The sequence below is a fragment of the Sphingopyxis sp. LC81 genome (assembly GCF_000756375.1).
Classification (GTDB): Bacteria; Pseudomonadota; Alphaproteobacteria; order Sphingomonadales; family Sphingomonadaceae; genus Sphingopyxis.
Genome location: NZ_JNFD01000036.1, coordinates 1 through 23,285 on the forward strand (window position 1 = coordinate 1; position 23,285 = coordinate 23,285).

Annotated in this window: 20 protein-coding genes and 1 pseudogene; 15 read left to right on the forward strand and 6 right to left on the reverse strand. The window is 65.4% G+C overall.

Going from position 1 to position 23,285, the window contains the following annotated elements; translation table 11 throughout:
- Together FG91_RS17270 and FG91_RS17275 are read right to left on the reverse strand one after the other, a co-directional pair.
- Nucleotides 1-1,471: pseudogene (locus FG91_RS17270) on the reverse strand (hypothetical protein); the annotation flags it as partial.
- A gap of 73 nt (nucleotides 1,472-1,544) precedes the next feature.
- Nucleotides 1,545-2,171, reverse strand: coding sequence for a DUF4126 domain-containing protein (locus tag FG91_RS17275; protein WP_037517449.1), 627 nt, complete (start codon nucleotides 2,169-2,171; stop codon nucleotides 1,545-1,547).
- A gap of 109 nt (nucleotides 2,172-2,280) precedes the next feature.
- Here FG91_RS17275 and FG91_RS17280 point away from each other — a divergent pair, with 109 nt between their 5' ends.
- On the forward strand, nucleotides 2,281-3,075 hold the full coding sequence (locus tag FG91_RS17280; RefSeq protein WP_052187827.1) for an NUDIX hydrolase: 795 nt from the start codon (nucleotides 2,281-2,283) through the stop codon (nucleotides 3,073-3,075).
- A 173-nt stretch (nucleotides 3,076-3,248) separates the two neighbouring features.
- Nucleotides 3,249-3,479, forward strand: coding sequence for a hypothetical protein (locus FG91_RS17285; protein ID WP_231732538.1), 231 nt, complete (start codon nucleotides 3,249-3,251; stop codon nucleotides 3,477-3,479).
- Between the two features lie 116 nt (nucleotides 3,480-3,595).
- On the opposite strand, the gene FG91_RS17290 is transcribed toward FG91_RS17285, so the two are convergent.
- Nucleotides 3,596-4,453 carry a carbon-nitrogen hydrolase family protein gene (locus tag FG91_RS17290; protein ID WP_037517455.1) on the reverse strand — a complete coding sequence of 286 codons (858 nt, stop codon included), beginning with the start codon at nucleotides 4,451-4,453 and terminating at the stop codon, nucleotides 3,596-3,598.
- 87 nt (nucleotides 4,454-4,540) lie between these two features.
- Between FG91_RS17290 and FG91_RS17295 the strand changes: the two genes are divergently transcribed.
- Nucleotides 4,541-7,480, forward strand: a complete 2,940-nt coding sequence (locus tag FG91_RS17295; protein WP_037517458.1) for a M16 family metallopeptidase — start codon at nucleotides 4,541-4,543, stop codon at nucleotides 7,478-7,480.
- A gap of 10 nt (nucleotides 7,481-7,490) precedes the next feature.
- On the opposite strand, the gene FG91_RS17300 is transcribed toward FG91_RS17295, so the two are convergent.
- Together FG91_RS17300 and FG91_RS17305 are read right to left on the reverse strand one after the other, a co-directional pair.
- Complete coding sequence (locus tag FG91_RS17300; RefSeq protein WP_037517460.1) at nucleotides 7,491-9,275, reverse strand: cation:proton antiporter domain-containing protein; 1,785 nt, start codon at nucleotides 9,273-9,275, stop codon at nucleotides 7,491-7,493.
- A 63-nt stretch (nucleotides 9,276-9,338) separates the two neighbouring features.
- Complete coding sequence (locus tag FG91_RS17305; protein WP_037517462.1) at nucleotides 9,339-10,553, reverse strand: NADP-dependent isocitrate dehydrogenase; 1,215 nt, start codon at nucleotides 10,551-10,553, stop codon at nucleotides 9,339-9,341.
- A gap of 136 nt (nucleotides 10,554-10,689) precedes the next feature.
- Here FG91_RS17305 and FG91_RS17310 point away from each other — a divergent pair, with 136 nt between their 5' ends.
- Together FG91_RS17310 and FG91_RS17315 are read left to right on the forward strand one after the other, a co-directional pair.
- The gene (locus FG91_RS17310; RefSeq protein ID WP_037517464.1) at nucleotides 10,690-11,424 is read left to right on the forward strand and encodes a phosphatidylserine decarboxylase; all 735 of its coding nucleotides are present in this window, start codon (nucleotides 10,690-10,692) and stop codon (nucleotides 11,422-11,424) included.
- A gap of 1 nt (nucleotide 11,425) precedes the next feature.
- Nucleotides 11,426-12,199, forward strand: a complete 774-nt coding sequence (locus FG91_RS17315) for a CDP-alcohol phosphatidyltransferase family protein (RefSeq protein ID WP_052187829.1) — start codon at nucleotides 11,426-11,428, stop codon at nucleotides 12,197-12,199.
- On the opposite strand, the gene FG91_RS17320 is transcribed toward FG91_RS17315, so the two are convergent.
- Nucleotides 12,183-12,443 (reverse strand): hypothetical protein, encoded by a 261-nt coding sequence (locus tag FG91_RS17320; protein ID WP_037517466.1) that lies wholly within the window; start codon nucleotides 12,441-12,443, stop codon nucleotides 12,183-12,185. The two genes, FG91_RS17315 and FG91_RS17320, sit on opposite strands and share 17 nt — an antisense overlap.
- A gap of 324 nt (nucleotides 12,444-12,767) precedes the next feature.
- Here FG91_RS17320 and rpsB point away from each other — a divergent pair, with 324 nt between their 5' ends.
- The 10 genes from rpsB to FG91_RS17370 all read left to right on the forward strand — a co-directional run bounded on the left by rpsB (nucleotide 12,768) and on the right by FG91_RS17370 (nucleotide 23,281).
- Complete coding sequence (rpsB, locus tag FG91_RS17325) at nucleotides 12,768-13,625, forward strand: 30S ribosomal protein S2 (RefSeq protein ID WP_037517468.1); 858 nt, start codon at nucleotides 12,768-12,770, stop codon at nucleotides 13,623-13,625.
- Nucleotides 13,626-13,757: 132 nt separating this feature from the next.
- Nucleotides 13,758-14,684, forward strand: coding sequence for a translation elongation factor Ts (tsf, locus tag FG91_RS17330; protein WP_037517471.1), 927 nt, complete (start codon nucleotides 13,758-13,760; stop codon nucleotides 14,682-14,684).
- Nucleotides 14,685-14,799: 115 nt separating this feature from the next.
- On the forward strand, nucleotides 14,800-15,522 hold the full coding sequence (pyrH, locus tag FG91_RS17335) for a UMP kinase (protein ID WP_037517473.1): 723 nt from the start codon (nucleotides 14,800-14,802) through the stop codon (nucleotides 15,520-15,522).
- Between the two features lie 79 nt (nucleotides 15,523-15,601).
- The gene (gene frr, locus FG91_RS17340; RefSeq protein ID WP_037517475.1) at nucleotides 15,602-16,156 is read left to right on the forward strand and encodes a ribosome recycling factor; all 555 of its coding nucleotides are present in this window, start codon (nucleotides 15,602-15,604) and stop codon (nucleotides 16,154-16,156) included.
- Nucleotides 16,157-16,190: 34 nt separating this feature from the next.
- Nucleotides 16,191-16,883, forward strand: coding sequence for a polyprenyl diphosphate synthase (uppS, locus tag FG91_RS17345; protein WP_037517645.1), 693 nt, complete (start codon nucleotides 16,191-16,193; stop codon nucleotides 16,881-16,883).
- Nucleotides 16,884-16,886: 3 nt separating this feature from the next.
- Nucleotides 16,887-17,564, forward strand: a complete 678-nt coding sequence (locus tag FG91_RS17350) for a phosphatidate cytidylyltransferase (RefSeq protein WP_037517477.1) — start codon at nucleotides 16,887-16,889, stop codon at nucleotides 17,562-17,564.
- Nucleotide 17,565: 1 nt separating this feature from the next.
- Nucleotides 17,566-18,732: a 1-deoxy-D-xylulose-5-phosphate reductoisomerase gene (locus FG91_RS17355; protein WP_037517479.1), complete on the forward strand. Its 1,167-nt coding sequence runs from the start codon at nucleotides 17,566-17,568 to the stop codon at nucleotides 18,730-18,732.
- Complete coding sequence (rseP, locus tag FG91_RS17360) at nucleotides 18,725-19,855, forward strand: RIP metalloprotease RseP (RefSeq protein ID WP_037517482.1); 1,131 nt, start codon at nucleotides 18,725-18,727, stop codon at nucleotides 19,853-19,855. Before FG91_RS17355 ends, rseP begins: the two co-directional genes overlap by 8 nt.
- A 73-nt stretch (nucleotides 19,856-19,928) precedes the next feature.
- Nucleotides 19,929-22,592: an outer membrane protein assembly factor BamA gene (gene bamA / locus FG91_RS17365; RefSeq protein WP_037517485.1), complete on the forward strand. Its 2,664-nt coding sequence runs from the start codon at nucleotides 19,929-19,931 to the stop codon at nucleotides 22,590-22,592.
- On the forward strand, nucleotides 22,592-23,281 hold the full coding sequence (locus tag FG91_RS17370; RefSeq protein ID WP_037517488.1) for an OmpH family outer membrane protein: 690 nt from the start codon (nucleotides 22,592-22,594) through the stop codon (nucleotides 23,279-23,281). The genes bamA and FG91_RS17370 overlap by 1 nt, the downstream gene beginning before the upstream one ends.
- The last annotated feature ends 4 nt before the right edge of the window (nucleotides 23,282-23,285 follow it).

Below are 23,285 nucleotides of genomic sequence, written 5' to 3' on the forward strand. Positions count from 1 at the left end.
GATACCAATTCTGCCCCGTGCCAGCGGTGGTGCCGCCGCGAAACAGGAAATATTCATAGGCGCCGACGGCGACGCGCTGGTTGAGCGCAAAGGCGCCGCTCGCCGTCGTCCCGCCGTTGATCGCCTCGACGACAAGGATGCCGTTCTGCGCCGTGACACCCCCGGTGCCGCCGGCGTTGAGTACGGTGATTCCCGTTGTGCCCGACGCGGCGCCCGCGTCGATCACCAGCTTGTCGGACAGCGAGTTGTCGCCCCCGAGCACGGTATCGATCAGCAGCAGCCCGCTGTCGCCGACATAGTCACCGCGCACGGTGAAGCTGTCGCCCGGCGTATTGCCGCCATTGGTCAGGTCGATGCGCCCGGCGTTCACCAGCGTTGCACGCTGCCCCGCGGTAAAGGCCGTGATCCCGCCCTGAAGGCCGCCGCCGAAGATCGTGCTCGACGCATCGAGCTCGAAACGGCCGGTGCCCGTCCCCGCATCGCCGAGCGTCAGGAAGCCATCGAAGGTCAGTTCGCTATCGTCGGTGGCGCGGATGAGTTCCCAGCCGTCGAAGCGCGCGATTCCACCGCTTGTGACATTGTCGAAGGTGAGCGCGTCGCTGCCTTCGCCGCCGGTGATCCGCGGCGACCGGCCAAGATGCGCCGCCGTCAGGTTCACCAGCCGCGCGCTGTCATTGTCGCCGCCGAGATCGACCGTGCCGTGGACGATGCCGCCGCCGTCCCAGGTGAAGCTGTCGGTGCCGACGCTGAGCAGTATGTCGCCGCCGACCGATCCGCCGGTGATCGTCACGCTGTCGGTGCCACCCGATACGCTGATGTTGCCGCCGATCGTGCCGCCCGACAGGATGATCGTGTCGTTGCCGAATCCGGCGACGAGATTGCGATCGATGATGCCGCCCGACATGTCGAACAGATTGTCGGCGAGCTTCATATTGACGCGGCCGATCCGTCCGCCGGTCATCCGCGCCGTGTCGCCATCGTCGAACGCGTCAACGATGCGGCCGCCCGACATGAGAAAGGTGTCCATCGACCCGCCCTGGTTGAGCGTGTTGATCTCGCCGCCGGTCATCGTGAAATCGTCGATGCCTTCGCCTTGCTGCACCTGTCCGGTGATCGTCCCGGCGCTGATCTGGAAACGGTCGTCGCCGTTGCCCTGATCGACCCCGCCGTTGATCCGGCCCGAATCCATCACGACCGCGTCGGTCCCTCCGCCAAAGGTCACATTGCCGGCGATGGTCCCGGTTCCACCGGTGGGGAGCGTCAGCCGGTTGTTGCCGCCCGGGTCGTTCAGACCGGCGGGGGAGGTGCCGCTGCTGCAGACATGGGTGTCATTCCCGGCAGTCGGGGTGAAGACGCATTGGGCAAGCGCCGGCGATGCCTGCGTCAGCGTGAGGCCGGCGGCAGCGGTCGACAGGAGCAAATGCTTCCGGCGCGGGGCGCGTATCGGCTTTGATATGGATTTGGGGGGCATGCGTCCTCATTCCCTTTCGGGTTTGGTGTGCCCCCCTGTCCGTAAAGCCTATAAAGTGAATGTTGCCAAATTACTAAGCATCAATCGGCGGCGGCGTTTCGTCGCCCAGAGCGCGCTTCAACGTCGTCTTGATATTGCGCAGCAGCCGGCGCAGCGCGATGATGACGATGACGGCGGCAACCGCGAGCAGGATCGCGATGACGATGGCCAGCGGCGGATAGGCGATGGCCAGCGCCAGCAGGCCGCCCGTAGCGACATCTTCGCCGGTCGACACGACGGCGTTGCTGAACGGTTCGGGGCTGACGTTGACGACCGCGCGCGTCGTCGCCTTGGCGCCATGGCTCAGCAAGGCGCCGCCGCCGCCGAGCAGAAAGGCGATGACCTGCCACGCGGGGTTCGATGAATCGACCAGCGCCAGCGCGAGGAGGGCGCCGCCGAGCGGGCGGATGATGCTGTGGACCGTGTCCCACGCCGAATCGACCCACGCGATCTTGTCGGCCAGAAATTCGGCGATGGTGCCGACAAAAGCGACGCCGAGCACCCAGGGGTTGGCGAGCACCTGCAAGGCGGCGAGATGTTCGGGCAGCGGCAGCCAGCCGAAATGCATCGCGATGCCGGTGGCCAATATGGTCAGGTAGAGCCGCCAGCCGGCAAGGAGGCTGAGGCTGCCCGCGACGCCCAAAATCTCGACGATTCCCAATGCCCTGCTCCCCGTCCCGGATCCCTTGGTCGAGCGTCATCTTGCACCCGTCCGCGCGTGCCCGCAATGCCGGGATGACAAGGGGGTGCGGCGGGGTTATCGCTTGCCCATGACCGATACATCGACGACCCTGCCCGCCGAGACCTTGCCTGACGGTGCCATTCCCGCCGCGACGCTGGTCATCATGCGGCCGGCGGACGACGGCGGCGCTGACGAGATATTGATGGTCAAGCGGTCGGTCACCATGGCTTTCGCGGCGGGGGCGGTCGTGTTTCCCGGCGGCCGCGTCGACCCCGACGATTATCGGGTGGCGCGTCTGTACGGGCCGGGCATCGACGAAGCCGACGGCGCGGCACGGGTCGCGGCGCTGCGCGAGACGCTGGAGGAAACGGGCCTCGCGGTCGGTTGGCCGGCGCTGGCCGAAAACGACGTGGCCGAGGTGCGGCAGGCGTTGCTCGCCGGAACGCTGCTTTCGGACATATTGGCGGCGCGCGGCGACCGAATCGCACTCGAATCCTTCGTCCCTTTCGCGCGGTGGTGCCCCAATTTCAAAGAGGCGCGGACGTTCGACACGCGTTTCTATGCCGTCGCCGCCCCCCCGCACAGCCATGAACTCACGGTCGAGGAGGCCGAGCACAGCCATATCTTCTGGGCGAGCGCGAAGGCCACGCTGGCGATGGCCGACCGCGGCGACGTGTCGGTGATCTTTCCCACCCGCCGCAATCTCGAACGCTTGGCTCAAGTCATGGATTTTAGCGGATTTTCCGAGCATTCCGGCCAGTTTCCGGTCGAGCTCATCACGCCATGGGTCGAGGAGCGCGAGGGGCAGTCCTATCTCTGCATCCCCGGGCATCTCGGCTATCCTGTTACGAGCGAATCCTTCGAGCGCGTACGGCGCGGATAAGTAGCGTTCGAAGCAACAACTTTTCCCCTATTTATGATTTACTAAGATTTACCGGGGTAGGGCAAAACGTCGTTGCAATTGCTGAACGCCGTGCCTAATAAGGCGCTGCAGAAGCAGACCGGGGGAAACTTCGCCGGTGTGATTCGACAAAAGTAATCCAGTGGACGGAGAAAATGATGAACCTGCTTAAGAAAGCTGCGATCTCTCTCGCAGCGACCTCGATGATTGCGGCGCCGGTTGCCGCGTCGGCTGCTCCCGCAGCCCGCGCAGCTTCGGCCGTTGACGGCCAGAGCGAACTCGAAGGCAGCACGAGCTGGATCATCGCTGTCCTCGCTCTCGTTGCTGTCGTTGGCGGCATCATCATCGCGTCGGACAACGACGACGACAAGCCGACCAGCCCGTAATAACGGCTGTTCTGGCTAGCCAGACTTTCGCAAAGGGCTCCGAGCTTCGCTCGGGGCCCTTTGTTTATTCCGGGTGGTGATACAGCCACGCGTCGCCAAGACGCGGCGATGCGGGGTCAGAGTGCGATGGTGCGGTTCGTCCGCGATCGCGCGAGCGGGATCGCCTGGCGGGCGCGGTGGGTGGCGGCCGCGTCGATGGGGGCGAGCGTCAGCGCATAGCCCTCGGCGTGCGCATCGCCCGGCCTTGCAGCATCGGCCAGAACGATACCCCAGGGATCGACGGCAAGGCTGTGCCCGAAGGTCTGCCGGCCGTCTTCATGCGTGCCGCCCTGCGCCGCCGCCACGACATGACAGCCGGTTTCGATCGCCCGCGCGCGCATCAGGACATGCCAATGCGCCTCGCCCGTCGACACGGTGAAGGCGGCGGGGATGGCGATCAATGTCGCGCCGCGATCGACCAGCGCGCGGTAAAGTTCGGGGAAGCGCAGGTCGTAACAGATGCTGAGCCCCAACTGTCCCAGCGGCGTATCGACGACCGTCGCGGCGTCGCCGCCGGCATAGGCGGCCGATTCCTGCCAGTTTTCGCCCGAGGGCAGGGTGACGTCGAACATGTGGATCTTGTCATAGCGCGCACGGATGCGGCCGTCGGCGGCGATGACATGGGCGCGGTTGACGCGCCGTTCGCCATCGTCGGCGAGGAGCGGCATCGATCCCGAATGCAGCCATATCCCGTGCTTCTGCGCCAATGCCTGCAGCGCTGCGGGCCAGGGGCTGTCGGCTTCGCGGGCCAAATGCGCGCCCGATCGCGCGCGGTCGCGATCGAGGAGCAGCGACATTTCGGGAAGAAAGGCCATCGCGGCACCGTGCGCCGCGGCTTCGCCCATCGCGCGGTCGATCGTCGCGAGATTGACGGCGGGATCGATACCGCTCGTCATCTGGACGAGCGCGGCGAGGGGTGCGGGTTCTTCGGTCATGGCTTCTGGCTAAGCCGATGGCGTCCGCAGGACAAGCCGCATGACAGTTCAGTGGCCAGCAAGGTTCGAAGGCGATAAGATGGGTCAATGTTCACTTTCTCCCGGCGCGCGCCGCTTCGTTTGACCCGATCTTTTCTCCTTGCCGGCGCCGCTGCTGCGTTGCTGCTGGCGGGGCCGTCCGTCAGCGCGCAAGGGACGGCGACGAAAACCGCCGGTGCCCCAGCGAAAAGCGGCGACTGGCTCTATGTCGGCAGCGACATTCCACGCGATACCGCGTGGCAATTCGGGGTGCTTCCCAATGGCGTGCGCTATGCCGTGCGCAACAATGGCGTGCCCCCGGGGCAGGTGTCGATCCGCGTCCGCATGGACGTCGGCTCGATGTTCGAAACCGAACAGGAGCGCGGTTACGCCCATTTGCTCGAACATCTGACCTTCCGCGGGTCGGAGCATATTCCCGATGGCGAAGCCAAGCGCATCTGGCAGCGGTTCGGCGTCACCTTCGGCAGCGATTCGAACGCCCAGACGACCCCGACCCAGACGGTCTATCAACTCGACCTGCCGAGCGTCACGCCCGCCAATCTCGACGAAAGCATGAAATTGCTGTCGGGCATGGTGCGCGAACCGCGCATTTCGGAACTCGCAGTTGCGGCCGAGCGCGGTGTCGTGATGTCCGAACTGCGCGAAGCCGACGGCCCGCAAAAGCGAATTGCCGACGCGACCAACGCGCATCTGTTCGCAGGGCAATTGCTCGGCGACCGCTCGCCGATCGGCACCACCGCGTCGCTGGGCAGGGCGAGCGCGACCTCGGTCGCCGCCTTCCACAGTCGCTGGTATCGCCCCGACCGGGCGGTCGTGGTTATCGTCGGCGATGCCGATCCGGCGGTGCTCGCCGGGCTGGTCGCGAAATATTATGGTGACTGGAAAGCCGACGGCCCGAACCCCGCCAATCCCGATTTCGGCAAGCCCGACCCGACCAAACCCGCGGCGCGCGAAATCGTCGAGGCGAACCAGCCGCTCGCACTGACGCTGGCGATGGTGCGCCCGTGGAAGAAGCGCATCGACACGGTGGAAAATACGCGGCGGCTCTATCTCGAATTCATCGCACAGGCGCTGGTCAACCGGCGGCTGGAAAACCGCGCGCGCAGCGGCGGCAGCTATCTGGTCGCGACGGTCGAGCAGCAATATGTCAGCCGCAGCGTCGACGTGACGATGGCGTCGATCGTTCCGCTGAGCGACTGGAAAGCTGCGCTCGCCGACGTGCGCGGCGTGATCGCCGACGCGGTTAAAAATCCGCCGTCGCAGGCCGATATCGACCGCGAGGCGAACGAGATCCAGGCGTTCCTGGTCAAGGAACTGGAGAATGCGCGCAACGAGCCCGGCGCGCGGCTTGCCGACGACATGGTGCGCGCGGTCGACATAAACGAAACGGTGACGAGCCCGCAGGGCCAGGTCGACATGTTCAAGGCGATCCGCGCCTCGGCGACGCCGAAGGTGATGCTCGACATCAGCAAGGCGATCTTTGCCGCGCCGGTCACCCGCGTCGTGCTGACCACGCCAACGCCCGCGGGCGGCGATGCCTCCGTCCTCGCCGCACTCAAGGCACCGGTGACCGCGCGCGACGACCGGCTGGCAACGGTGAAGGCCGATTTCAAGCAGCTTCCGGCCGTCGGCCAGCCGGGCACGATCACAGTGGCCAGCAGCCTTCTCGGGCTGCGCGCCGAGCGGCTCGAATTCGCCAATGGCGTGACCGCGCTCGTCTCGAACAACAAGGTCGAGCCGGGCAAGGTGCGCGTCAATGTGCGCTTCGGCACCGGCAACCGCAGCGTCGCCGCCGACGCGCCGAACCTGCTCTGGACAGGTGACTATGCGCTGGTCGCGAGCGGCATCGGCCCGTGGGGGCAGAATGAGATCGACCAGCTGACCAACGGCCGGCAAATCCAGATGAATTTCGCGATCGACGACGATGCGTTCGAACTGTCGGCCGAAAGCCGGCCCGCCGACCTGGCCGACCAGATGCGGCTGATCGCGGGCAAGCTGGCGCAGCCGCGCTGGGATCCGGCGCCGGTCGAACGGCTGCGCATCGGTTTCCTCACCGGATATGACCTCAACGACGCGACGCCCAACGCGGTGCTCGACCGCAATTTGCGCGGCTGGCTGACCAATAACGACGCGCGCTGGGCCGCGCCCGACAAGGCGCAGATCGAGGCGCTGACCCCCGCCGCCTTCCGTGCCTTCTGGGAACCGCGCCTCGCCAGCGGGCCGATCGAGGTGCAGATTTTCGGCGACCTCGAAACCGTCGACTATAAGAAGATCCTCGCTGAGACGCTCGGCGCGCTGCCGCCGCGACAGACCCTCGCGCCGCCCGCCGGCCAGCGCGTCGACTTCGCTAAGCATGTCACGGTGCCCGAGATCGCCTATCACCGCGGCGAGCAGGGACAGGCGGCGGCGATGACGGCCTGGCCCACCGGCGGCGGCCTCGCCTGCCCGCGCGACGCGCGTGGGCTTGAGGTGCTGGCGGCGATCTTCAACGACCGCCTGTTCGACCGCCTGCGCGCCGAGCAGGGGGCAAGCTATGGCCCCGTGGTCGACAGCCACTGGCCGACGGGCTTCGACACCGGCGGCTATCTGCTCGTCGGCAGCCTGCTCGCGCCGAAGGATCTCGACCGCTTTTACGGCATCGCCCGCGACATCGCCGCCGACCTGGTCGCAAAGCCGATCACCGCCGACGAGCTGGCGCGCAACGCCGGGCCGATCCGCGAACAGGTCGCGCGCGCGTCGACGGGCAACGTCTATTGGATGTTCCTGCTCGAAGGCGCGACGCGCGATCCGCGCGTCACCGCGGCGGCGCTGTCGATCCAGGATGATATTTCGGCGGTCACCGCGGCCGATGTCCAGCGGCTGGCGCGGCAATATCTGACGCCCGATCGCCAATGGTCGCTGGCGATCCTGCCCAAGGGGATGACGCTGGCCGAGGCATCGGCGCTGGGCGCGGCGCCGGTCCCGGCACCCTCGGCGGGCGGGCGTTAGGGTCCCGACCCTAAGCCTTCTTGCTGCTCTCGATGGGGCGGCGGGTCTTGCGGATCCGCGGCTCGCGTTCCAGCTGGCCCTTGGTCATGATGTCGTGCCGCATCTTGGCGCGCACGTCGTGGATTGAGGCGATCACCGGCCCCATCGCGACGCCGAGGTCGATGAGCACCGCTTCGGCGAGTTGCAGCGAGCTTTCCAGCGTCTCGGGCACCGCGTCACTCGCCCCTGCCTGATAGAGGGTGGCGGCATGGTCGGCGTCGCGCGCGCGGCTGATGATCGGCAAGCCGGGATATTTCTGGCGAAGCTGGCGCGTCATTCTGAGCTGCTGCACCGGGTCGTCCATGGTCAGCACGATGGCGTTGGCGGTTTCGACCCCCAGCTTGTCGAGGCTGCCCGGGCGCGCGACGTCGGCGAAGCGGACGATGAACCCGTCGCGCCGTGCGGCGGCAACCGTGTCGATATCGGCGTCGACCGCGACATAGGGCCGGCCATGTTCGCGGAGCAGTTCGGCGACGGTGTGGCCGACGCGGCCGAAGCCGACGATCACCGTCCGGCCCTCGGGCGTTTCCTCGGCTTGCGTATCGCCGGTGCGCATTTCGATCCGCCGCGCGATGTCGTGGCCGACACGCGCGAGCAGCGGCGTGATCGTCAGCCCGATCGCGGTGACGAGTTGCCAGAATTCGGCGGTGCCCCGGCTGATGATCTGCGCCTGGAGCGCGGTCGCGAGCACGATCAAGGTCGTTTCGGAGGGGCTCGACATTAACAGGCCGACCTCGGCCGCCGTCCCGCGCCGCGCGACGTTCGAAAAGCGCAGTAGCGCCGCGGTGACGATCGCCTTGATCGCGACGACGCCGATGACCGCGGCGACGAGCTGCGGCCATTGGTCGGCAATCGTCCTGAGATTGAGGCCCATGCCGACGCTGATCAGGAACACCCCGAGCGCGAGGCCCTTGAACGGCGCGGTGATCGCCTCGACCTCGTTATGATATTCGGTCTCGGCGATCATCAGGCCCGCGAGCAAGGCGCCGACGATGGGCGACAGCCCGACCGCGGCGGTCGCGAGCGCCGCGACGATGACGACGAGCAGGCTCGCCGCGAGGAAAAGTTCGGGGTCTTTCGCGCGCGCGGCCTGCGCGAAGATGCGCGGGAGCAGGAACCAGCCGCCGATCGCGAGCGCGGCGACGACGACCGCACCCTGCCACAATGTCGTCAGCAACAGTTCGGCACTGTCGCCCGATGCCGCGGGCGACAAGGCGCCGAGAATGAAGATGATCGGGACGATCGCCAGATCTTCGAAGAGCAGCATCGAGAAGGAGGCGCGGCCGACCGCCGATTTGGTGCCCGCGATGGGGAGGACGAGCGCGGTCGAGGAGAGCGCGAGCGCGATGCCCAGCCCGAAGGCGGCGGGGGTCGAATAGCCGCCGACCAGCTTGAGAGCGACGCCGAGGATAAACCCGCCGAGGAGCAATTCGGCCGCGCCGATGCCGAACACCAGCTTTCTGAGTTGCCACAGGCGGCGGAATGACAGCTCGAGCCCGATCGAGAAGAGCAGCAGGATGATGCCGAATTCGGCGAAGAGCGCGATATCCTCGGTCGAGGCGATCGTGATGTGCCTCAGCCATGGATAGTCGGTGGCGAGCGCCCCCAGTCCCGACGGCCCGACGAGCAGGCCGACGAGGATGAAGCCGATCACGGGCGGCAGCCGGAAGCGCGCGAACGCCGGGATGACGATGCCCGCGGCGCCGAGGACCACCAGCGCGTTGCCGATGGCGGAGGTTTCTGTTTCCGATACCATAAGGGCCGACCTTATGCAGGCCGGCCCCGATTGGCTAGAGGACTATCCCAACCTTTTTGGTTGTTATGCGCCCATCTTGGCTTCGAGGTTCTCGACGATCGCCTCGAAGAAACCTTCGGTGGTCAGCCAGTTCTGGTCGGGGCCGATCAGCAGCGCCAGATCCTTGGTCATCTTGCCGCTTTCGACCGTCGCGACGCAGACCTTTTCGAGGTCGTCGGCGAATTTGATCAGCGCGGCATTGTCGTCGAGCTTGCCGCGGTGCTTGAGGCCGCCGGTCCACGCGAAGATCGACGCGATCGGGTTGGTCGACGTCGCCTTGCCCTGCTGATGCATGCGGTAATGGCGGGTGACGGTGCCGTGCGCGGCTTCCGATTCGACGGTCTGGCCATCGGGGGTCATCAGCACGCTGGTCATCAGGCCGAGCGAGCCGAAGCCCTGCGCGACGGTGTCCGACTGGACGTCGCCGTCGTAATTCTTGCAGGCCCAGACGAACTTGCCGCTCCACTTGAGCGCCGAGGCGACCATGTCGTCGATCAGGCGATGTTCGTACACGATGCCGATTTCGTCGAACTTCGCCTTGAATTCGGCGTTGAACACTTCCTCGAACAGATCCTTGAAGCGGCCGTCATAGGCCTTGAGGATCGTGTTCTTGGTCGACAGATACACCGGCCACTGACGCGCGAGGCCATAGTTCAGGCTGGCGCGGGCGAAGTCGCGGATCGAATCGTCGAGGTTGTACATCCCCATCGCGACGCCCGACGTCGGGAACTGGAACACTTCCTCGTCGATCAGCGTGCCGTCTTCGCCTTCGAACACGAGGCGCAGCTTGCCGGGGCCGGGGACGCGGAAATCGGTCGCCTTATACTGGTCGCCGAACGCGTGGCGGCCGACGACGATCGGGTCGGTCCAGCCGGGGACGAGGCGCGGGACGTTCTTCATCACGATCGGTTCGCGGAAGACAACGCCGCCCAGGATGTTGCGGATCGTGCCGTTCGGCGATTTCCACATCTTTTTGAGGCCGAATTCCTCGACGCGCGCTTCGTCGGGGGTGATCGTCGCGCACTTCACGCCGACGCCATATTTCTTGATCGCGTTCGCGGCTTCGACGGTGATCTTGTCGTCGGTCTCGTCGCGCTTCTCGATACCGAGGTCGTAATAATGAAGGTCGATGTCGAGATAGGGGAGGATCAGCCGCTCGCGGATCCACTGCCAGATGATCCGGGTCATTTCGTCGCCGTCGAGTTCGACGACCGGGTTGGCTACCTTGATCTTGCCCATGCGTTCAGCCTTTTTCCTTGGGGAGTCGGAGTTGCGAGCGCCTTAGGCAAAGCGGGGCGATTGATCAACTGCCGGTGGAACTGGCCCTGCGCCTTATCCATTGTCAGTATAGAAGCTGCCCCCTAGAAGAACGCCCATGTCCAATATCATATCCTCGAACCGCCCCGGCGGCGGCATCAAATGGCACTGGCCGTCGATCCATCCCGAAGGCCGCAAGTTCCTTTTGATCGCCGGTATCGTGACCCTCTGTTTCTGGCTGCTCGGCTGGGAAATCATCGGCTGGCTGATGCTCGGCGTGACCTTGTGGGTCGGCGCCTTCTTTCGCGACCCGGTGCGCGTGACCCCGGCAGGGAACGACGTCATCATCGCGCCCGCCGACGGGCTGATCACCCAGATCGCCGAAGTCCCGCCGCCGCCCGAAATCTCCGGCCCCGACGGGCTGGGCGCCGCGCCGATGCTGCGCGTGTCGATTTTTATGAGCGTCTTCGACGTCCATATCAACCGAACCCCCGTCGCCGGAACGCTGCGCAAGCTCGTCTATATTCCCGGTAAATTCGTGAATGCCGACCTCGACAAAGCGAGCGAGGAGAATGAGCGCCAGCATTTCGTCGTCGAGCGCGCCGACGGCGTGCGCGTCGGCTTCACTCAGATCGCCGGGCTTGTCGCGCGCCGCATCATGCCCTTCGTGACGATGGGCAACGAACTCACCACCGGCCAGCGCGTCGGCCTGATCCGCTTCGGCAGCCGCGTCGATGTCTATCTGCCTGCGGGCACGACGCCGCAGGTGCTGCTCGGGCAGCGCACGCTCGCCGGCGAGACGGTCGTCGCGCGGATCGGCACCGCCGAGACGATCGACGGGATCGGTCAATAAAATGACCGAGGACGAGCAGGTCATTCCCGATGCCGCGGGTCGCCGCATCGCCGGGGTCAGCCTGCGCGCCTTCGCGCCCAATGCGATCACCATCCTCGCGCTCTGTTCGGGGCTGACCGGCGTCCGCTTCGCGATCGGCGGCGAATGGGCCGCGGCGGTGACGATGATCATCGTCGCCGGGGTGCTCGACGGCATGGACGGGCGCATCGCGCGTTTGCTGCGCGCCCAGAGCAAGTTTGGCGCCGAGCTCGATTCGCTGTCCGACGTGATCGCGTTCGGCGTCGCGCCGGCGATGATCCTGTTCCTCTGGTCGCTTGCCGACGCCCCCAAATTCGGCTGGACCGCGGCGCTGGCGCTCGCGGTATGCTGTGCGCTGCGCCTCGCGCGCTTCAATTCGCGCCTCGATGCCGAATTCCAACCGCACAAATCGGCGGGCTTTATGACCGGCATTCCGGCGCCCGCCGGGGCGGGGCTGTCGTTCGTACCCGTCTATCTGTGGCTGGTCACCGGGAACGACCTGTTCCGCGAATGGTATGTCGTGATGCCCTGGGCGCTCGCCATCGCGATGCTGATGATCTCGGCGATCCCGACCTACAGCTGGTCGTCGATCCGGCTTCGCCGCTCGTGGCGTCTGTTCGCGCTGGCAGGCGTGGGCCTGCTCGGTGCCGCGCTCGTCACGGCGCCCTGGCAGACATTGCTCGCGGTGTGCGCGCTCTATCTGATGATGCTGCCCTTCGGCCTCGCAAGCTACGCGAAGGTCAAGCGGCGCGGCTGAGCGCCGGCTGCATGCGCGCTGCGGCGCGGATCGGGCGCGGGGCATCGCGCCGCGCCGGCGAGCGGCGCAGCGTCATCTTCTGCGGCAGCGGACCCGACTGCGGTGCGGTTTCGGCCGGGAAGGCGCCTTCGCCGAGCAGCGCCGAGAGAATCGCATTTTCGTTATTCTTGAGCATGGCCAGGATCACCGTGACGCCGATACCGGCGGCGAGGGCGAAGAGGAGAGCGGCAGCGACCTGAACCATGATCTTGTCCTTTCGGCTTCTGTGTGCGAAACCTTTTGTTGGCCAGCGACGGTTTCGTTGAACTTTTCGTTCCATGTTCTCGTTTTGTTCTCAACACTTTTGCGACGAACGGAGTCGCTTTGTCGCCGAGTTGAGTCTGGGGCCGCGCCTCCGTTGAGTCTCCATTGAACGCGAAAAGCCACGCACGCCCCTTGCTTTTGGCGGCCAAGGCGGCTAACGGCCCGCCCATTCCACATGGAAGGCGCACATAAACCGGTGCCGGATCGTCCGCTTGCGGGCCTTCGGTTCTTGCTTTCCAGAGGACCAACCGGAAGGAGAAAGACTATGGCGGCACCTGTCGTCACGATGCAGAATCTTATCGAAGCTGGCGCCCACTTCGGCCACCAGACCCACCGTTGGAACCCGCGCATGAAGCCGTACATCTTCGGCGCGCGCAACGGCATCCACATTCTCGACCTGTCGCAGACCGTGCCGCTCTTCGCGCGCGCCCTCGACTTCATCGCGTCCTCGTCGGCCGCCGGTGGCAAGGTCCTGTTCGTCGGCACCAAGCGCCAGGCGCAGGGTCCGATCGCCGACGCCGCGCGCGCTTCGGGTCAGCACTTCGTCAACCACCGCTGGCTGGGCGGCATGCTCACCAACTGGAAGACGATCTCGGGTTCGATCAAGCGTCTCAAGACGCTCGAAGAGCAGCTCTCGGGCGACACTTCGGGCCTCACCAAGAAGGAAGTGCTCAACAAGACGCGCGAGCGCGACAAGCTCGAAATGAGCCTTGGCGGCATCCGCGACATGGGCGGCATTCCCGACGTGATGTTCGTGATCGACGCGAACAAGGAAGAGCTGGCGATCAAGGAAGCCAACGTCCTTGGCATCCCCGTCGTCGCGATCCTCGATTCGAACGTCTCGCCCGACGGCATCGCGTTCCCGGTTCCGGCGAACGATGACGCCGCGCGCGCCATCCGCCTCTACTGCGATGCGGTGGCCCAGGCGGCGACCCGTGGCGGCCAGCAGGCCCGCGCGAACCGCGGCGAAGATCTCGGCGCCGCTGTCGAGCCCGCCGCCGAAGCCGTGCTGGCCGAAGAAGCGGCCGCTCCGGTTGCTGAAGAAGTTGCCGCTCCGGTGACTGAAGACGAACAGGTCCCGGCCGAAGCCGCTGCCGAAACCGAACGTCAGAGCGACGCCTAGTCGCTCTCGGGCATGACGGGACGGCGCGGCAAGACCCACGCCGTCCCTGTCATCCCTTTGACTTATCGCCCCGCCATGCGCGCGGGCGTCCCGCGGGCCAGATGGGCTCGCCCTTATTGAAAGGATTTTTCCATGGCTGAAATTACGGCCGCTCTCGTCAAGGAACTGCGCGACCGCACGGGCGCAGGCATGATGGACTGCAAAAAGGCGCTCGCCGAAAATAACGGTGACATCGAAGCGTCGATCGACTGGCTGCGCACCAAGGGCCTCGCCGCCGCCGCCAAGAAGGCCGGCCGCGTTGCCGCCGAAGGTCTCGTCGGCGTCGCCACCGACGGCACGCGCGGCGCGATGGTCGAAGTGAACAGCGAAACCGACTTCGTCGGCAAGAACGAGCAGTTCCAGGAATTCGTTCGCGACGTGACGCAGGTTGCGCTCGCTGGCAATATCTCGGACATCGAAGCGCTCGCCGCTGCCGCTTATCCGGGCGGTGAAACCGTCGCCGAGAAGCTGACCAGCAACATCGCGACGATCGGTGAAAACCAGTCGCTGCGCCGCAGCGTCATCGTCTCGGTGAACTCGGGCGTCGTCACGGGCTATGTCCACAACGCCGCCGCACCCGGCATGGGCAAGATCGGCGTGCTCGTCGCGCTCGAATCGACTGCCGGCGCCGACGTTCTCGAACCGCTCGGTAAGCAGCTCGCGATGCACGTCGCCGCCGCGAACCCGCTGGCGCTGAACGGCGACGACCTCGACGCCGACCTCGTCGCCCGCGAACGCGCGATCGCCGAGGAAAAGGCCGCCCAGTCGGGCAAGCCCGCCGACATCGTTTCGAAGATGGTCGACGGCGCGATCGCGAAGTTTCGCAAGGAAAACGCGCTGCTGTCGCAGCTGTTCGTGATGGACGGCAAGACCCCGGTCGCCGAAGTCGTCGCCGCAGCCGGCAAGGAAGTCGGCGCGGACGTGACGCTCAAGGCTTTTGTCCGCTTCCAGCTCGGTGAAGGCATCGAGAAGGAAGAAAGCGATTTCGCGGCGGAAGTCGCGGCCGTCGCCGGCGTCTAAAAAAGAAGATTCGGATTGCCGCGTTCATCGCGGTAGTCCGCTTGGCAATGGCGCGTGCCCGCTCTAGGGTGCGCGCCATTCGCTTATTCATCGATTACATAAGGTTCCCCCGATCATGGCTCTGCCCGGCATGAAACGTATCTTGCTGAAACTGTCGGGCGAGGCGCTGATGGGTTCCAGCCCGTTCGGCATCGATCCCGAAACCGTCGCGAGCATGGCCGCCGAGGTCAAGGAAGCCAAAGGCCGCGGGCTCGAAATCTGCCTCGTCATCGGCGGCGGCAATATCTTTCGCGGCATGGCGGGCGCCGCCAAGGGCATGGACCGCGCGCAGGCCGACTATATGGGCATGCTCGCCACCGTGATGAACGCGCTCGCGATGCAGAATGCGCTCGAACAGCTTGGCGTCGAAACGCGCGTCCAGTCGGCGATCGAGATGGACAAGGTGTGCGAGCCGGTGATCCGCCGCCGCGCCGAGCGTCATATGGAAAAGGGCCGCGTGGTGATCTTCGCTGCCGGTGTCGGTGCGCCCTATTTCACGACCGACAGCGGCGCCGCGCTCCGCGCCGCCGAAATGAAATGCGACGCGCTGCTCAAGGGCACCAGCGTCGACGGCGTCTATAACGCCGATCCCAAGAAAGACCCGACCGCGGTCCGTTACGATACGCTGAGCTATGACCGCGTGCTCGCCGACAATCTGAAGGTGATGGACGCGAGCGCCGTGGCGCTGTGCCGTGACAATCATATCCCGATCGTCGTGTTCAACATCCGCGAACCCGGCAATCTGGCGCGCGTGCTGGCGGGCGAGGGTGTTTCGACCATCGTCGGCGATGCCGACTAGCGATATGAAGCCCGGCGATGCCGACTGACGAAAACACGCCCGGCGACGCGGCCTGACAAGAATAGAAGAGGAAAAGACGATGGCGAAATATGACAAGGCCGATCTCGAGCGCCGCATGCACGGCGCGGTCGAAGCGCTGAAGAGCGACCTTTCGGGCCTCCGCACCGGCCGCGCGCACACCGCGCTGCTCGATCCGGTGACGGTCGAGGTCTATGGCAGTCACATGCCGCTCAACCAGGTCGCCTCGGTCAGCGCCCCCGAACCGCGCATGCTGTCGGTGCAGGTGTGGGACAAGTCGAACGTCGGCCCGGTCGACAAGGCGATCCGCTCGGCGGGCCTTGGGCTCAACCCGATCGTCGACGGCCAGATGCTGCGCCTGCCGATCCCCGAAATGACGCAGGAGCGCCGCAAGGAGCTGTCGAAGCTCGCCGGCCAATATGCCGAAAAGGCGCGCATCGCGGTGCGCAACGTCCGCCGCGACGGCATGGACAATCTGAAGGCCGACGAGAATAAGAAGGAAATCAGCGAGGACGAGCGCAAGCGCCACGAAACCGAGGTGCAGAAGCTGACCGACGCGACGATCGCCGAACTCGACGCCGCCGCGGCCGCCAAGGAAAAGGAAATCCTGGGCTAGTGGATCGGTCGGTTTTCGGGACCCTGTGCAGACCATGACGACAGCAGCCGCCAGCCATGGCGCACGCCATGTCGCCATCATCATGGACGGCAATGGCCGCTGGGCCAAGAAGCGCCTGCTGCCCCGCGTCGCCGGTCACAAGGCCGGGGTCGAGGCGGTGCGGACGATCGTGCGCGCCGCGGGCGACCTCGGCATCGAGGCGATGACGCTCTACGCCTTTTCGTCGGAGAACTGGAAGCGCCCCGAGGAAGAGGTCAGCGACCTGATGGGGCTGATGAAGCGCTTCATCCTGTCCGATCTCGACGAATTCGCCGCGAACGACGTGAAGCTGAAGGTGATCGGCAACTGGCGCGCGCTCGCGCCCGACGTCGTCAAGCTGATCGAAAATGCGCTCGAACGCACTTCGGGCAACAAGCGCACGACGCTCGCGGTCGCGCTCAACTATGGCGCGCAGGACGAGCTGGTTCGCGCGGCGACCGCCGCCGCCGCATCGGGCGAGATTACGGCCGAGGCGATCGAGGCGAACCTCGACACCGCCGACATGCCGCCGCTCGACCTGCTCATCCGCACCTCGGGCGAGGTGCGGCTGTCGAACTTCCTGCTCTGGCAATCGGCTTATGCCGAACTCTATTTCACCGACAAGCTGTGGCCCGATTTCAAGCCGGCCGATCTGAAAGCAGCGCTCGACCATTTTGCGCGGCGCGACCGCCGTTACGGGGGACTTTAGTTCATGGCGGCAGCGGGTAAATCGGACCTGTGGGTGCGGATCGGGTCGGCGATCGTCCTCTTTGCGATCGCGGGCACCGCGCTTTGGTTCGGAGGGCTCGCTTTCGGTCTGCTGCTGCTCGTCGGCGGAGCGCTCGTGCTTGTCGAATGGTTTGCGCTGGTTCGTGCCATGACGCTGGGCGGCGGCACCAAGACCGCGCTGGGCCTGCTCGGCCCCATTCTCGTTCTCGGCGCGATGGCAGGGCTCTGGTTCATCCGCGACCATCTCGGCATGACCGCTGCGCTATGGGTTTTCGGCATGGTCTGGGCGACCGATATCGGCGCCTATTTCGCCGGCCGTGCCTTTGGCGGCGCGCGCCTCGCGCCCAAAATCAGCCCGTCGAAGACCTGGTCGGGCCTCATTGGCGGCATGGTTGCCGCGCTGATCGCCAGCGCCACCATTGGCGACCGCGCGGGCATCGTCGGCGTCCCGTTGTGGATCGGCCTGTTCATGGGCCTGCTCGCGCAGCTTGGCGACCTCGCGCAAAGCTGGATGAAGCGCCGCGCGGGGGTCAAGGATTCGGGCAAGCTCATCCCCGGCCACGGCGGCCTGTTCGACCGCGTCGACGGCGTGCTGCCGGTCGCGCTGCTGCTCGGCGCGCTTGCCTTCGTTGGCCAGATCGCCGTGCGGGCGGCGGGTTGAGATGACCCAGCGCCGCCTCTCGCTGTTCGGCGCCACCGGATCGGTCGGGCAATCGACCCTCGATCTGGTGCGGCGCGACGGCGAGGCGTGGACGGTCGGCGTGCTGACCGCGAACAGCGACGTTGCGGAGCTTGCGAAGCTCGCCCGCGAATTCCGCCCCGACGTCGCTGTGATCGCCGACGAAGCGCGCTATGGCGAACTCGCCGAGGCGCTGGCCGGCACCGGGATCGAAGTGGCGGCGGGCGCTGAGGCGCTCGTCGAAGCCGCGCAGCGACCCACCGACCTCGTCATGGCCGCGATCGTCGGCACCGCGGGGCTCGCGCCGACGATGGCGGCGCTTGCCGCCGGATACGATGTCGCGCTCGCCAACAAGGAAGCCCTCGTATCGTCGGGCGAACTGATGACCGCGGTGGCGCGCACGTCGGGCGCGACGATCCTGCCCGTCGATAGCGAGCATAATGCGATTTTCCAGTGCCTCGCGGGCGGGCGCATCGATCAGGTGCGCCGCATCATCCTCACCGCGAGCGGCGGCCCGTTCCGCACGATGAGCGCCGATGATATGGCGCGCGTGACCCCCGCGCAGGCGGTCGCGCATCCGAACTGGTCGATGGGCGCGAAAATCAGCGTCGATTCGGCGACGATGATGAACAAGGGCCTCGAACTGATCGAGGCGCATCACCTGTTCCCCGTCGGGCTCGAACGCATCGAAATCCTCGTCCACCCGCAGTCGGTGATCCACAGCCTCGTCGAATATATCGACTGCTCGACGCTCGCGCAGCTCGGCTCGCCCGACATGCGCATCCCGATCAGCAGCGCGCTCGCCTGGCCGCAGCGCATGGCGACGCCGTGCGCGCCGCTCGACCTCGCCAGCATCGCGCGGCTCGATTTCGAGGCGCCCGACGAGGTGCGTTTCCCCGCGACCGCGCTCTGCCGCGCCGCGATTGCCGAGGGCGGCGCGCGCCCGGCGCAGCTCAACGCCGCGAACGAGGTGGCGGTCGCTGCCTTCCTCGCCGGCCGCATTTCCTTCCCCGCGATCGTCGACACCGTGCGCCGCGTGATCGACGCCGATGCGCCCGCGGTGCCGGCATCGCTTCAGGACATATTCAGCGTCGATGCCGCATCCCGCGCGGCTGCGCAGCAGTTTGTGGACCAATATGAACATGCCTGACATTCCGCTTTGGCTCTATCCGCTCGCGTTCCTCGCGGTCTTGGGGCCGCTCGTCTTCGTGCACGAATATGGCCATTATATCGTCGGCCGCTGGTGCGGGGTGAAGGCCGACACCTTCTCGATCGGCTTCGGGCGCAAGATCCTTGGCTGGACCGACAAGCGCGGCACCGAATGGAAGATCGGCTGGCTGCCGCTCGGCGGCTATGTCCAGTTCGCGGGCGACCGCGATGCGGTCAGCCAGCCGGACGCCGAATGGCAGCAACTGCCAGCCGACCAGAAATCGCACACATTCCCGGCGCAGCCGGTGTGGAAGCGCGCGCTCATCGTTCTCGCAGGGCCGGTGACCAACTTCCTGTTCGCGATCCTGATTTTTGCCGCGTTCAACATGACCTATGGCGTTGCCACGGTTCCGCCGGTGATCGGCGGCGTGCAGGCAGGGAGCGCGGCCGAGGCGGCGGGGCTCCGTATCGGTGATCGCATTACCGGGATCAACGGACAGCCGGTCGACAGCTTCGGCGATATCCCGAAGATCGTGGCCTATGATCTGGGCAGGCCCGCGAACCTCGATATCGCGCGCGGCGAGCAGCGGCTCGCGATCACCTTGCGCCCGCGGGTCACGACCGAAACCGACGGTTTCGGGAACAAGGCCGAGGTGGCGATCATCGGCATCCAGTCGGGCGCGCTGACCTATGCGCGCGTCGGCCCATTGGAAGCGGTGAGGGCGAGCGCGGGGCAGACCTGGAACATCGTCCAGCTGACCGGCAAGATATTGGGCCAGTTCGCAACCGGGCAACGTTCGGTCAAGGAAATGGGCGGGCCGATCAAGATCGCGAAGCAGTCGGGCGAGCAGGCGACGCTGGGCGTGGCCGCGCTGATCTTCTTCATCGCCTTCGTTTCCATCAATCTGGGGTTCATCAACCTCTTGCCATTGCCGATGCTCGATGGCGGTCATCTGGCCTTTTACGCCTATGAAGCGATCCGGCGCCGCCCCGCGCCGCCGCAGGCGCAGGAATGGGCGTTCCGATTCGGCTTTGCGGCGATCGTGACCCTTATGCTGGTCGTGACTTTCAACGATTTGGGCTCAATTGGCGTGTGGGACAGGATCGCCCGCTTGATTGGCTAGCGAGTCTGGGGCAGGGAGTGGCGCACGAACCCGCGGTCAGGCGGGTTTGTCGCTTTTGAGTTATTTTTTCGGGATGAACAGCGTGGCTTCACACAAATTCTCGGCGCGGACGCAGCTGTCGGTACTTCTTTTGGCCGGCACGATGCTCGCGACGCCGGTGATGGCGCAACAGGTTGCGCCGCCAGTCGTCCCGGCTCCGGCTCCCGAAGCGGCCCCCGCCGCGACGACGGTCAAGTCGATCACCGTCGTCGGCAACCAGCGGCTCGAGGCGCAGACGATCCTGTCGTACCTGCGCCTGCGCGTCGGTCAGCAATATGACCGCTCGATCCTCGATCAGGCGCTGAAGGATCTGGCCGCGACCGAATTGTTCAAGGATTTCCAGATCACCGACAATGCCGGTGCGCTGACGATCCAGGTCACCGAAAACCCGGTGATCAACCGCGTCATCCTGGAAGGCAACAAACGCCTGAAGGAAGACAAGATCCGCCCCGAGATCAAGCTCGCGCCGCGTCAGATCTTCACCCGCTCGAAAGTCCGCGCCGACGTGGCGCGCATCATCGAGCTCTACAAGCGTCAGGGCCGCTTTGCCGCGACGGTCGAGCCCAAGATGGTGTCGCTCGACCAGAACCGCGTCGATGTCGTGTTCGAAATCAACGAAGGGCCGAAATCGAAGGTCCGCCAGATCAACATCATCGGCAACGAGAAGTTCAGCGACGGCGATCTCAAGGACGAGATGGCGACGAAGCAGTCGAGCCTGATGACGATCCTGTCGTCGAACACCAGCTACGACCCCGATCGCCTCGCCTATGACCAACAGAAGCTGCGCCTTTTCTACCTGACCAACGGTTACGCCGATTTCCGCGTGATTTCGGCGGTCGCCGAGCTGACGAGCAACAAGCAGGACTTCATCATCACCTATGTGGTCGAGGAAGGCGAGCGCTACAAGTTCGGCGACATCGACGTGAAGAGCGAAATCCGCGACTTCCAGCCCGAAATGCTGAAGAAGCTGCTGCCGATGAAGGTCGGCGACTGGTATGACGCCAAGCAGGTCGAGGATACGGTCGAAAGCCTCAGCGAAACCGCGGGCCTGTTCGGTTACGCCTTTGCCGACATCAATCCCGAATTCCGCCGCGACCCCGAAACGCGGACGATGGCGATCACCTTCAACGTCGCCGAAAGCCCGCGTACTTATGTCGAGCGCATCGACGTCAACGGCAACACGCTGACCCACGACAAGGTCGTGCGCCGCGAATTCCGTTTGAACGAAGGTGATGCGTTCAACAGCTTCGGCGTCAAGCGCACCGAGAACCGCATCAACAGCCTGGGTTATTTCCAGGAAAACCTCGAAATCGAGCGCAAGGAAGGCAGCGCCCCCGACCGCATCATCCTCGAAACCAACGTCGAGGAAAAGCCGACCGGTGAACTCTCGCTATCGGCCGGTTTCTCGTCGATCGAGAATTTCCTGCTCCAGGCGTCGATCCGCCAGCGCAACTTCCGCGGTCTCGGCCAGCAGCTCCAGGCGTCGGTCAACTATTCGAGCTATTCGAAGTCGATCGAACTCGGCTTCACCGAACCCTATCTGTTCGACCGCAACATTTCGGTGGGCGGCAGCATCTATCGCCGCGATTTGAACTCGTTCAACTTCATCAACAACGACCGCCGGACGACGTTCCAGCAGGTCACGACGGGTGCGCAGATCAACGCCGGCGTGCCGCTGACCGAATTCATGTCCTTCTTCGCGCGCTACAGCATCAACTTCGACGATGTGACGCTCGACAAGTCGATCTATTATTTCGGCGACCAGTGCGACCCGCTCGTCGCCGGCCGTTATCTGTGCGACGCGATCGGCAACCGCACGACCTCGCTGCTCGGCTACACACTCGCTTATGACGACCGCGACAACCGTCTGCGCCCGACGCGCGGCCAGTCGCTCTCGCTCAGCCAGGATTTCGCCGGCCTCGGCGGCAGCGTCAAATATGTTCGCACGCGCCTGTCGGGAAGCAAGCATTTCAACCTCGGCAGCCGCTTCATCCTCAATCTGTCGGCCGAGGGCGGCTATATCTATCCGTTCGGCGGCCGTCCGACCCCGACCAGCGACAAGGTCCGCCTGACCGACCGCTTCTTCCTCGGCGAACCGCAGATGCGCGGCTTCGACATTCGCGGCGTCGGTCCGCGCGTCATACGCTACGGCTCGGTCGACCTGACCGATCCGGCCAATCCCGTCCTCGACACCACGACCAACGATCGCGGACAGATCGACGACGCGCTCGGCGGCCGCGCTTATTATCAGGGCCGGCTCGAACTCGATATTCCGCTCGGCACCGGCGCGAAGGAAATGGGGCTGCGGCCGTCGATCTTCCTCGACGTCGGTTCGGTGTTCAGCGTTCGCAGGCCTGAATTGACGACGCTGGCGAATTTCCGCGATCCGGCCGACAATCTGACCAAATATCTGTGCCGGAACGCCTCCACCGGTCAGCAGACCTTCGCAACGAACACGCCGAATGCAGACGGCACGCCGTCGGGCCAGTATACGACCTGCGCCACCGGCTTCACGCCGCTCGCGCCGTTCGAGGAACGCTTCTTCGGTGACACATGGATGCCGCGCGTATCGATCGGTGCCGGGGTGAACTGGAACTCTCCCTTCGGTCCCTTCCGGATCGACTTCGCTTACGCCCTTCGCAAAGAAGAGGGCGATGATACCAAACGCTTCTCATTCAATGTAGGAACCCAATTCTGATGAAGAAAATCCTTGCCGCCTCGGCGCTGGCGATTGCCACGCTGTCGGTTTCGCCCCTCCTGTCGGCTCCCGCCATTGCCCAGGCAAAGGGTGTCGGCGTTGCCGACGTCCGCGTCGCCGCGGCTCGTTCGAACGCCTTCCAGACCGCCTCGACGCAGATCGAAACGACCTACAAGGCGCAGATCGACCAGCAGCAGTCGCGCGGCCAGACGCTACAGGCCGAAATCAACGTCCTGATCGCGAAATATAACGAAGAAGCGAAGAAGACGCCGGTCAACCAGACTTCGCTGCAGGCTGCCGCCAAGGCCGTCCAGGACAAGCGCCAGGCCGCGCAGGCAGAGCTCGGCCAGATCGGCGCGCCCGTCGACCTCGCCATCGCTTATGTCGAAGACCAGATCAGCGTTCGCATGAACGAAGCGATCAAGGCCGCGATGACCGCGAAGAAGGTCGACCTGCTCGTGAATCCCGAGGCGGTGATTGCGCGCGAAAACAATGTCGACATCACCGACGCGGTGGTTGCCGAACTCAACCGCATCCTGCCGAACGTGTCGATTGCGGTTCCTGCCGGTTACCAGCCGGGCCAGCTTGTCCAGCAGCGCAACCAGCAGCTGATGGATCAGGCGCGCGCCGCGCAGGGTACGCGTCCGGCGACCCCGGCTCCGACCGGCACCGCACCGACGACCCGCTAAGATC